This is a genomic window from Candidatus Nanosynbacter sp. HMT-352 (assembly GCF_022819365.1).
GTDB lineage: Bacteria > Patescibacteriota > Saccharimonadia > Saccharimonadales > Saccharimonadaceae > Nanosynbacter.
Window position 1 is genome coordinate 670,189 of the sequence record NZ_CP089289.1, and the last position, 11,547, is coordinate 681,735.

Consider the following 11,547-nt stretch of genomic DNA (forward strand, 5'->3'; position numbering starts at 1 on the left):
GGTTTTAATCCTTTTTCTTATCTAATTTATCGAGTTTCAAGAAGTGAATGATTGCATATACAACAAATGCAACGGCTATCAACGTAATTAACGAGCTAACGAATGCGCCGTATAAAAACTCGCCTTTACGTCCAGCAATTTCAACCGTAAATGAAGCTGATTGCAATCCTTGTTGAGAGCCAACGATCAACTGCACTAACGGGTCAACAAATGCCGTCACCAACTTTTTAACCGTATCGCCAGCTGCGGTACCGATTGCCAAACCAACCGCCATACCGACAACACCCTGTTCGCGAATAAAATTAACAAATCCAGCCATATGAGTGTCTTTTATAGCTGCACTTACAATTTTCTTTTCTTTGATGGCGGCAACTTTCGCGGCTGCCTTAGCACTCTTAGAAACTAACTTTTTAGTCGATTTGTCGACACTAGGTTTTGCCATAATAAATTCTCCTTTTACTATTTATTATTGGATATTATATCTTATTTGGCGCCACGATTCCCAAAATAGCCAGTCCAGCTTTAAGAATATCGGCGTAAATTGCCACGATTCCTACACGATGCGCCTCTTTGTCACTACCAATAACCTGATTTTTCTCGTAATATCGATTAAATTCTTGCGCCAATTCAAACAAATACGTACAGACATGATGAGGCTCCAAACTTTCTTTGGCGCGGTCAACTACATCCACATACTCACTTAATTTCCTGACCAGCATTTTATCTTCGTCAAACAGCCCTGTAGGAAAGGCAATTTCTTTATCGGATTTAGCTAAAATTCCCCGCGCTCGAGCATGGGCGTATTGCAAGTAGCTTCCCGTATTTCCCGTCAAACTTACCGCATCATTAATATCAAATATGACGTCGCCACCGATCTTCACCTTCAAGAATTGATAACGGAGCGCGCCAGCAATCACGTCGTCAGTTGGTTCGCCGCCAGCATTCTCAATTGCCTTTTTAAATTCGTCAAACAACCAACCGATTGTAACAACTTCACCTGTTCGCGAACTCATCTTTCCAGTTGTCAATTTAACCAAGCCAGTCGCGTAATTGAACAATTTTCCTTTCAAGGCTGGAATCGACAATTCACTAGCCGCAATCACGCCACGGAAGTATGCTGCTTGCTCCTCGCCATTTACCGTAATCGACAAGTCCAAATTCGGGTAGTCCTTATACTTCAACTGAATCAATCCCATATCATGCGCCCCATAAAGACCATTGCCGTGAGATCCAATAAATACGTTGTCGAACGCACCGTATTTACTGCCCTTAAAAACATACGCGCCGTCAGATTTAGTAAACACCTCTGGAGTTTTTTCTTTAATTAAAGATTTTCCCAATTCTTCAGTTTCGCTCTCAACGTAACGTCGCTCAATCGGCACGTTTCCAAGTCGACCTACGTTAGAATCAATCTCATCAAAACTCCAACTTTTACAGATTTCGTAAACTTGTTTATATAGCGGATCATCCAGAACGAATGATTGCTTGGCTAGTTCATCAATTTCTGCCTTTGCCTCTAGAGATTCTTTCGCCGCACGCGCACCTTCAACGTACATGCGACTCATAAATTCATTTCGCTTATCAGCTGGGATTTCGTTCAATTTATTCACATCGCCGTCAATCTCACGCAAAATCGCCCACATACTTTTACCAACATGCGTTCCGACATCACCGTGATAACTCACTCGATGCACAATTGCGCCGTCAACCGCCAACAAATTAGCCATCGTGTCCGCCAAAATCGCATTCAAAGCGTGTCCGATATGCATAGCCTTAAATGGATTCGGGCAATTGGTTTCAATTACAACCGTCTGACCGGCGCGCTTCGTCGTTGGCTCTTTTTTCAAAGAATTTAGGACGGATTGATCGCTCAGTTTTACATTGATAAAACCTGGACCAGCCACGCTTACTTCACTAAACTCCTCTTCCTTACGCAGATTCTCAGCAATCATCTCCGCAATTTCACGCGGATTCTTCCCTAGCGGCTTAGCCAATTGCAACGCCACATTTGTAGCAAAGTCACCAAACTTCGGATCAGGACGCGTCAATTGTACCGATATATCTTGATCAAAAAGTTGCTTCACTACTTGAGAAATAATCTGTTCCATACTGTCCAGTATACAACAGAGGTGGATTATTATCTAGCTAAATCCCTACGCTGTTTCGTCAAGCTCTTCCAGTTCCAGGCTTAATTTCGTCGCCGAACTTGGACTGGCGCCCTTAACGTGTTGCAATACGTAAGTCAACGCCGACATATCGTCTCGACTCAATACGCCTTCGGTAAGTCCGTGAATGTCTTTTTCTTCAGCCATTTTATTCCTTTTTGTTTTAATTTTTTATACAGTAAAATGATATCACATTATTTTTATTTTGTCAATAACTAGAACCTTGCGACCACTTACTTGGCTTTATTTTTATCTGATCGACGCTTATATTCTTCTGCTATAATCCTACCTATTTCGCTGTCTTTTAAGTATTCTTTGTATGATGATAATAAACGCTCGGATGCATCAGAATCCTTCATCTCTAGCGCCTTTCTATATGAATTGCTAAACGCCGCAAGCATACCGTCTTCATCTTTCATAACTCTAATAGTAAGTTTCTTGTCCTCTGACGACACATAAACAAATATCAGGTCTGCGCTAGATTTCAATGCCGTATGAATCGCTGCAGAGCCCATTTCACTGCGAGGCTTTGAACCTACTGAGTCATCCGCTGAGTATCCAGCCAAAACCAAGGATCCACCATCCTCAACAAATTTAACCGCTTCTTCGTAATGGTCTGTTGAAAAGTGAACTGGTTTTTTACTCTTTTTATCTACCCATTCATATGGCACACCAAAAAAGTTTTTAGCGCCAAACGCAAGATACTGTATAGCTTCTAAGTTGATTCCGCCAACGCCCTTCTTAATCCAATCTCTATTAGTCGACGCTACGCCAATATTAATTTTGTTCAACAGAGACGCCAAATAACTAGCCGTAGGAACATCCTCTCCATTGAAATGTGTTGGTGCTATAACACTTCCCTTGCCTTCTTCTTTGGCCTTTTTGGCGGCTTCAATTAAGATATCTTCGCCAATTATTTCAACTTCCTTTTTGCCATGCATTAAGCCCATCAATAGCTTAAGTCCAGAGGAAAGCCGAACGTCTGTTTCTGGCAATCCCAATTCTTCTCCAGCTGCCTCAAGTTTTTCTACCGCTGAATTGTTAGTTAATCCAAAAGGTTTGCCGTGCTTTTCTCGTCTACCACACACCCATTTCTTAAGAGAACCAAGCGCAACCGACAGAGAAAAACCCTCTCTCTGTGGCTCAATTTCTTTCATAGCCTCAGATCCTGAAAAAGTCTCAATTGTTTTCATGATACTCTTAATTATACAATATAAAGCACTATATTGTCAATAATCAGATCTGCCGGTGGACCTTATTCGCAACCGTCACAAATAGTCAAACTTGCTGGGTCAACTGGTGCCGCAACAGTGCCGTTCGACTTTGCTTGATCATCAGCCGCTTCTTGCGCCGCTTTAAGAGCTGCATCAATGGCACTCAATTTTTCTTCCAAAGTCATGTCATCAGTAATAATTTGATTCGCATTCATTTTCATTTTCCCCTATATTTAGTAGTTACTTAACTAATTTTACGCTAGATATAGTGCTTATGCAATAAAATGCAGCCAATTGCCCGTTGTAGTTTTTTCATCAAGTTCACCTATTGGCGCAACGTATATTTGCGGATTTTGACAACGTGGCATAAAATCAGCCAACTTCTCTTTATAAGCCGCCATTGCCGCCTCTTTCTCAGATTCTGGGAGTTCAGTCACGTTAGTTTTTAAGAAAACTGCTCGCTTTTTATCATCCCAAACCACAAATTCCGCCTTACCGTTTCGAAACGCATTTTCTGAATGGCGCGCAGTCGGCTCTGATATCCAAATTATAGAATTACCAAAACGCGCAAAGTGCAGCGGCGTCACCAAAGGAGTTCTATCAACATTCACCGTCGCCAACGCACCAACTTCGACTGTATCTAATATTTCTTTCGCTAATTCGTTCATATCATCAACTCCCATTACTTCGTGGTATTAACTTCGTAACTAGTGTTTGTGCTTTCAAAGAAATTCACCAATTCCAGCGTATCATTGGCAGCTGCCATCCATTTGGCTGGATTTGGCACATTATATTCAGGTTCAAAACCTAATTCTTGCAAGCGTCGGTCGGTCATATGCATAACATACTGATTGACATAATCAGCATTCAATCCCAAAATTCCCTTTGGTAGCATATCCTTATTGTAAGCCTTCTCAAGTTCTACCGCTTGCAAAATCAAGTTGCGAATTTCCTCTGCGAATTCCTGCGTTTGCAATTCTGGATTTTCGTCCAAAATTGTCAAAAGTAGATTGATACCAAACGTCAAGTGAAGATTTTCATCGCGAGTAATCCAGTCCAGCAGTGAGCCAACATTGCGCAATAAATTACGCTGACGGAAACTCATGCCAACCATAAAGCCTGAATAGAACCAAATTCCCTCAAGCACAATGTTATATGCCACCAAAGACCTAACGAAGTCTTTCTTACCTTCCAGCGAATAAATATCCAAATTCGGATCAAGCATCACATCCAAATGCTTATTTTGGAAGTCGGCCTTATCAGCCAACGACTTTTTACCAAAGCCCGCAGCGTAAATCTCCTCGCGATCAAATGGAAATGTTTCAATAATGTATTCAAATGTCATGAAGTGATTAGCTTCTTCCCACATCTGTTTTGACAAGTATAGTTGAGCTTCCGCCGCGTTCACGTATGGATAAATACCGAACGCTAACGATTTATTGATCAATAGCTCGTTTGGATTCAAATAGCTAATAACCGTTTTCAATGCGTGTTTTTCATCGTCTGACAATTTTTCAAAATCTGCCAAATCTTGAACTAATTGAACTTCGTTTGGAAACCACGTGTTAGCCACTGCTTGATTATAAAGATCGTACGCCCAAGGGTAACGAATTGGGTGAAGTGACAATCCATCGCGTAATCCTGAACCTAAAATTCCCATCTTAATTTCCTCCTTTATTTATTAATTTTCGCAAATCCAAATCCGCGCACTTTACTATTTGTGCGGACTTTTTGTTCTGCAATTTTATCAACTGAAACTGTCGTTTGCTCCGACTGATGACGCGGCTTAACATGCAAATAATATGTCGTCTTTAATCCACGCTTCCACGCTTCTGAATAAATCTTCACATATTCATCAATATCTCGCGTCTCCAGGTACATATTTCGAGAAATCGCCTGATCGACCCACTTCTGAGCCCTGGCCGCCACTTCAATAAACGCGTACGGGCTAAGCTGGAAACTTGTTTTATAAACATCCTTGATATTCTGAGGAATACCGTCAATATCTTGAATATCGCCCTGTGCCGCAAAAATCTCATCCTTCAAATTGTCCCACAAACCAAGCTTCTTCAAATCGCGAACTAAATTATGGTTCACTTCCAAAAACTTACCATTCAAAGTCGAGCGACTGAAAATCTGCGCAAATTGCGGATCAATTCCAGGGGTCGTTCCCGCCACGTGACCAATGTTAGCCGTCGGCGCAATTGCCATCAACGTCGCATTTCGCATTCCCTTCTTCACCTTCTTTCGCAAACCATCCCAGTCCAGTCGCGTCTTTTGATCTATTTTCACCTTCACGCCGCGATCTTTTGATAGCTTATCAACCGTATCAATTGGAAGAATTCCCTTGCTCCAACCACTACCCGCGAATGTTGGATAGCTGCCCAGTTCTTTTGCCAAATCAGCCGATTGATCAATGGCATGGTAGCTAATGAACTCCGTCAATTGATCAACCAAATCATACGCTTCTTTCGATTCGTAGCAATAGCCCAACTTTTCCAGCACGTCAGAAAGACCCATAATCCCAAGGCCAATCGCTCGAGTTTGCTGATTCGAATGCATCGCTTCTGGAATTGGCGTTTGAGTGATGTCACACAAATTGTCCAATTGTCGCACAGCCGCACGAGCCGCCTCTTTCAATCTGTCCCAATCCCAAGTCTTATCCTCGCTAAGAAACGCCGACAAATTGATACTCACCAAATTACACGTCGCAATATTGTTTTTATCCTGCGGCAATGTAATTTCCGTACACAAGTTACTGAGGTGAATTGTGCCCGTATTGTTATTTAACGCACGCACGTTAATTGTATCTTTCCAAGTTAGCCACGGATGCGAAGTTGCTTGTAGGCTAGTCAAAATGCGCTTAAATTGCTGACGAGCTGGAACTTTATCAAACGTTCGCAACTTCCCAGCTTCCGCCATCTTGATATATTCTTTATATCGCGCCGAAAACGCTTCACCATATAATTCCGTCAAATCTGGAGTTTCCGCTGGATCAAACAAATACCAATCTTGGTCTTTTTCTACTCGCTTCATAAATTCGTCAGAGATAAATACCGCGGTATTTGCAAATCTGGTTCGTAAATATGGATCGCCAGAGTTTTGACGAAGATCGACAAATTGATCAAAATTCAGGTGCCAGTTTTCCATGTAAATTGCAGCCGCACCAGCCTTTTTACCCTTACGAGAAACCGCAAAAAGCGCCGTATCAATCATCTTCATAAATGGAATCGGTCCAGTCGATTCAGTGTTGGTGGTTTTAACTGGACTACCCGCCGCACGTAGCTTCGTAAAACCAATGCCAATTCCGCCCGTGCCTTTAGCGATCCACATTGTGTCGCGAACAGCCTTAGCAATTGATTCCATATCATCATCGACATTAAGCAAGAAACAGTTACTGAGCTGCGGGAACGAACCTCCAGCATTAACTCGCGTCGAACCACCCGGAACGTACTCCAAATTACTCATGTGATTATAAAACTCAATCGCTGCAGTCGTTGGGTCAGATTCGTTATAGCTAAGTCCCATAGCAATACGCATGTGCGTAAACTGAGGTGTTTCAATTGGCGAGCCGTTTTGCTTGCGAAGAGCATAGCGATTTTTATTAGTCACCACACCCAAATATTTACTCAAATCATCACGTGCTGGATCAAGTTCCGCCGCCAGCTTTTTCAAGTCAAATCGACCGTCAGCCATGCGCTTATCCAACAATCCTTCTTTCACCGCCGCCTTAACGAACTTCGGGAATTCGCGCGCATGAAGCTTTTTCAATTCTTCCGCCGTCTCGTAATCGCCCAAAATCTGCTTATAGACAGTTTTCAGTAATAATCGTGCCGCGATTTTATCGTAATCTGGATCATCTTTAACATTTTGGAGCACCGTTTGAATGACAGCCTCGTCTAGCTGTTCGGTTGTAATTCCATCAAATAGCGTCAATTGCAATTCAGTTGCCACCTGAACGACCTTAGAGATTTGGTCCGGCAAGCCCTCGCATGCCTTTAAAATAGCCGTATTAATTTTATTTGCATCAAACGGCTCTTTTGTTCCGTCACGTTTAACTACGTTAATTTCTTTCACATACCCTCCTTAATTTCCCCTCTTAAAAACAAACCACCAGCACCTCATCTGGTGGCTTATCTTTGTAGCTTGTGTTTTTGTTTATTTATGGGCTCGCTATATATATAGCGTACAATAATAACTATAGCCGCTATATCTAGTGTTTTGCAAGCTATTTAGTAAAAATTACAACCTATTTATTTCACGACCAGATGAGCCGCCCCTGTCTACGATTTTTTAACAAAAAATACCGACAAGCTCTACGTCCTGTCGGTTTATTATTCTCTTGGCGGAAGGAGAGGGATTCGAACCCTCGAACAGATTGCTCCGTTACACGCGTTCCAGGCGTGCCAGTTCAACCACTCCTGCACCCTTCCTTGTTGATAATTATACCACAACTTTATTGCCCCTTATGGTTGCACTTACCAACATTCATTCTCTATAATAAGTCAAAGATGAAAGAAACTATTCCACCACGTATTAGGCTTGTTAATGTCACCAAAAAATTTGGCTTTGGTGATGCTGAGATTCGTGCCTTAGATAACGTCGATTTAACCGTTAAAAAGGGCGAGTTTATTGCTATTATGGGACCAAGCGGTTGCGGAAAAACTACTTTATTAAACACCCTTGGACTATTAGACCAGCCGTCAGAGGGCGAATATTATCTGGACGATGTCGCTGTCGATAATCTCAGCTCACGACGACGCGCCAAAATTCGCTCCAAACACATCGGCTTCGTTTTCCAGAATTTCAATCTTATCCCTCGCCTGACTGTAATTGAAAACGTGGCGTTGCCGTTAACGTATAAAGGACTCGGGAAAGTCAAACGGCTTCAGGAAGCTAGCCGCATTTTGAAAACTTTTCATCTGGGACAGCGCGAATATTATATGCCGCATCAATTATCTGGCGGTCAGGTTCAGCGCGTAGCAATTGCCAGAGCGTTGGTTAATAGCCCGTCAATTATCTTAGCCGACGAACCAACAGGAAATTTGGATAGCAAATCGAGTCATCTCATTATGGAAGAATTGTCCGACCTACATCGTCGCGGCAATACTATAATTATGGTTACTCACAACCCAGAATTGACTCATTATGCCAGTCGCGTCATCACTATGTTGGACGGAAAAATCGACACCGACGAACATAAGGAAAAGCGCAAGTTCACTAAGAAGTTAATTGTAGACGATGAAAAAGAAGAAAAACCTAAGAAGCAAAAATCTTCAAAGAAATCGAGGGCGAAAAAATCGTGAAAATATTAGTAAAAAATCATTTTGAGAACGCTACTCAGGCGCTACGAGCTAATCGTGGACGAACATTTTTGACAATTGTAGGCGTAGCTATTGGCATCGCCAGCATCACCATGGTTCTATCTCTAGCTGGCGGATTTAATCACCTATTCGGCGACAATTCCAACCAATCAGACACTCCTGTCGCCATTGTTAAGTCTGGCAATCAAAAAGCCGTTCCGAATCTGCTGACCGAATCCGACAACACGACGACGGTCAACACATTGACTGAAACGGACACCAGAGATATAGGAAAAATTGCCAATACGAAAGCCGCGCCAATTGCTTTCCTGCACGCCGAGCTGCGCGCCCGCGAAGGTAAAGTCGATATCCAAAACGCCGCGTTAATCGGCAGTACGGAATCGCTAAAAGACGTCGCCAATTTGCAAATTGCTACTGGACAATTTATCAACGACATCGGCGGAGTTGTTGTCGGTCAGCAATTGTCGGTCGATTTGTTCGGCACCGAAAGGTCCATCGGAAACGTTATTTACATCCGAAATCAACCGTTAACTGTTGTTGGCGTGTTAAAAAATATTGAAAATCCAGCCAGTTATTTGGACGTGAATTTTAATAACGCCGCCATTATTCCATTGTCCGTGATTAAAAAATTCACCCAAGGAACGCCGCAAATTCAGCAAATCATCGTGACTACCAAAGATCATAAAAATCTCAATTCAGTCATAAAATCGGCTGACGATATTTTGAAGAAGAATCATGATAGCGATAAGAATTATCGAATCGTTTCTGGCGAAGAGATAAACGAAAAGAAGTCTAATGTCGCGAGGTTTCTCTCGATAATCTTAACTGTCATCGGCATTATTTCTCTGTTAATTGGTGGAATAGGCGTCATGAACGTGATGCTTGTCAATGTCGCTGAGCGTCAGCGTGAAGTCGGCGTCAGACGAGCCGTCGGCGCCACAGGCTGGGACATCATCAATCAATTCTTAATCGAGGCAGCGATCATAGGATTCCTCGGCGGAATATTGGGCTACGGGTTAGGCTTGGCGGGAGCTTATATTGCCAGCTTATACTTGCCGCTCACGCCTTATATTTATTGGCAAACAGCCGTCTTATCAATTGGACTATCAATAATCATCGGCGTAATTTCTGGCGTATATCCAGCAGCCCGCGCCACCAGACGCGACCCAATCGAATCTCTACGATATTAAATTAGCTAAGTTCCGCTTTCAATTTTTCAATCAACTGAACTGGACCAGGATTAACTCCATTGAGAATGGCTGTGTAAATACTAGCCGCGTCAGCCAGCACCAATCCCCACAGCAATTGCTCCATAAGCGTCTTTCCTCGAAGTTCCAGTACGTGCGCCTTTGGTCGCTTGCCACTCAACAGTCGGTCGCTCAGCTCCATTCGCTCGCGGATTCTGTCCCGCTCCAAATTGCTACGAATATCAAAAACCGTAAATGGCTTCTCTACTGGATGCGACGACCAGCCAATGAACTCGTTATGATTAAATTCTGGATATTGATTCGAGAACGCCAAATTCTTCGCCGATTCATTCCAGCTAATTTTCCACTTATACGCCAGCGGCCAAGTCAATTCACCGCCAAAAACAACCAACGTCTTGCCAATTGTTAATTTCGCAATTTGCTTCGCCAAATTATCAGCTTCTGGCATTTTAGCTGTCCAATTAGATATTTCGCTCGCCAACCAATCAGCACTATTTTTCACCTGATCATACAAATCATTATCAATCACCCAAAAATGTTGCAATAGTTTCAACAATCCTCGCAGATGATAAACCGTCGACATTCGCGGCTGCGCGCCAGCTGGAACTTGAGCGTAAGTTACGTTGTCATTCTTCGCTCGCTCAATCAACGCTCCGCCAGTCGACATAGCTGCCAAACACGCCTTCTTTTCCAATGCTTGCTGATAGCAACTCAGAGTTTCCTCAGTATTGCCCGAATGACTAACCGCAATAACCAATGTTTCCTCGCTCACAAATCCCGGCAAATCATAGCCCTTCACCACTTCAAGCGGAATATGCAACCAGCCCGCGGTCAAAACTCGAACCATATCAGCCGCTAAAGCCGAACCGCCCATTCCCGCGATCACAATATTCTTAAAATCTCGACGCTGATTCGCACCTTCGTGAATCGACACTTCATATCGAGCTTGTTCTGGAATATTCAAAACGCCGCTTAAAACGTCGCCTGGATCGTATTGTTTTATCACATTCATATTATCTAACATCTTGCGCTCCTTGATTAACTCATGTTATAGTGTAACATATATAAGCTTAAACAATTTAATATATAAGGTGGGTTATAATGGATTCTCAAGCTAATCAATCATTCAGTGACGACCAAGAACTGGCTAAGGTATTAGCTGGTGTGTCACAAGGTACAGACAATAATTTACAATTCGAAGAGACAAATGCTACAGCTTCACCTGTAATTAATCCTGCAACCATCTCACCGGATCCTGTCGCTACAGATCAGAACGATGAGCCTGCTATTGATGATATAGCGAAGCCCGCCGCCCCAGAGCCAGTTATGCCAACTCCAACAGTTAGCGCACCAGCTCCAGCTATAGCCGCAGATCCTGCGCTTGATACTATTAAGCAAACTGCCCTGAACGAGTTGCGCCCATTAGTCGACAAGCTGGATGTTTCTCCAGAGGAAAAGTTTGACACTTACCTACTACTTCTTCGTTCTACGGACGATAAAACTCTGATCGCGCCGGCACACGACGCTGCCATAGCTATTGTCGACGAAGCTCGCCGCGCTCAGGCTCTACTGGATATCATTAAAGAGATCGACTATTTCTCAAATCCTCGTTAAGTCATTTCTCCAAAATAAAAAC

Annotated in this window: 12 protein-coding genes and 1 tRNA gene; 3 read left to right on the forward strand and 10 right to left on the reverse strand. The window is 43.0% G+C overall.

Features of this window, described 5'->3' with window-relative positions:
* Positions 1–4: 4 nt before the first annotated feature.
* The 9 genes from LRM49_RS03555 to LRM49_RS03595 form a co-directional block, all read right to left on the reverse strand.
* On the reverse strand, positions 5–442 hold the full coding sequence (locus tag LRM49_RS03555; protein ID WP_243777817.1) for an MscL family protein: 438 nt from the start codon (positions 440–442) through the stop codon (positions 5–7).
* 34 nt (positions 443–476) lie between these two features.
* Complete coding sequence (gene argS, locus LRM49_RS03560) at positions 477–2,108, reverse strand: arginine--tRNA ligase (RefSeq protein WP_243777818.1); 1,632 nt, start codon at positions 2,106–2,108, stop codon at positions 477–479.
* 45 nt (positions 2,109–2,153) lie between these two features.
* Complete coding sequence (locus tag LRM49_RS03565) at positions 2,154–2,312, reverse strand: hypothetical protein (protein WP_165000039.1); 159 nt, start codon at positions 2,310–2,312, stop codon at positions 2,154–2,156.
* Between the two features lie 86 nt (positions 2,313–2,398).
* A complete protein-coding gene (locus LRM49_RS03570) occupies positions 2,399–3,358 on the reverse strand; it encodes a hypothetical protein (RefSeq protein WP_243777819.1) in 960 nt (319 codons plus the stop codon).
* Between the two features lie 62 nt (positions 3,359–3,420).
* Positions 3,421–3,594, reverse strand: a complete 174-nt coding sequence (locus tag LRM49_RS03575) for a hypothetical protein (protein ID WP_165000010.1) — start codon at positions 3,592–3,594, stop codon at positions 3,421–3,423.
* A gap of 57 nt (positions 3,595–3,651) precedes the next feature.
* A complete protein-coding gene (locus LRM49_RS03580; RefSeq protein WP_165000137.1) occupies positions 3,652–4,047 on the reverse strand; it encodes a pyridoxamine 5'-phosphate oxidase family protein in 396 nt (131 codons plus the stop codon).
* A gap of 14 nt (positions 4,048–4,061) precedes the next feature.
* Entirely contained in the window at positions 4,062–5,039 is a 978-nt protein-coding gene (locus LRM49_RS03585; protein WP_129634551.1) for a ribonucleotide-diphosphate reductase subunit beta, read from the reverse strand.
* A gap of 14 nt (positions 5,040–5,053) precedes the next feature.
* Entirely contained in the window at positions 5,054–7,456 is a 2,403-nt protein-coding gene (locus LRM49_RS03590; RefSeq protein ID WP_243777820.1) for a ribonucleoside-diphosphate reductase subunit alpha, read from the reverse strand.
* Between the two features lie 266 nt (positions 7,457–7,722).
* Positions 7,723–7,812: transfer RNA gene (locus tag LRM49_RS03595), tRNA-Ser, on the reverse strand.
* Positions 7,813–7,890: 78 nt separating this feature from the next.
* On the opposite strand from LRM49_RS03595, the gene LRM49_RS03600 reads away from it, so the two are divergent.
* Positions 7,891–8,685, forward strand: a complete 795-nt coding sequence (locus LRM49_RS03600) for an ABC transporter ATP-binding protein (RefSeq protein ID WP_129634543.1) — start codon at positions 7,891–7,893, stop codon at positions 8,683–8,685.
* Positions 8,682–9,893, forward strand: coding sequence for an ABC transporter permease (locus LRM49_RS03605; RefSeq protein WP_243777821.1), 1,212 nt, complete (start codon positions 8,682–8,684; stop codon positions 9,891–9,893). The genes LRM49_RS03600 and LRM49_RS03605 overlap by 4 nt, the downstream gene beginning before the upstream one ends.
* Position 9,894: 1 nt before the next feature.
* On the opposite strand, the gene LRM49_RS03610 is transcribed toward LRM49_RS03605, so the two are convergent.
* Positions 9,895–10,935, reverse strand: coding sequence for a bifunctional phosphoglucose/phosphomannose isomerase (locus LRM49_RS03610; RefSeq protein WP_243777822.1), 1,041 nt, complete (start codon positions 10,933–10,935; stop codon positions 9,895–9,897).
* 77 nt (positions 10,936–11,012) lie between these two features.
* On the opposite strand from LRM49_RS03610, the gene LRM49_RS03615 reads away from it, so the two are divergent.
* Positions 11,013–11,525, forward strand: coding sequence for a hypothetical protein (locus LRM49_RS03615; RefSeq protein WP_243777823.1), 513 nt, complete (start codon positions 11,013–11,015; stop codon positions 11,523–11,525).
* The last annotated feature ends 22 nt before the right edge of the window (positions 11,526–11,547 follow it).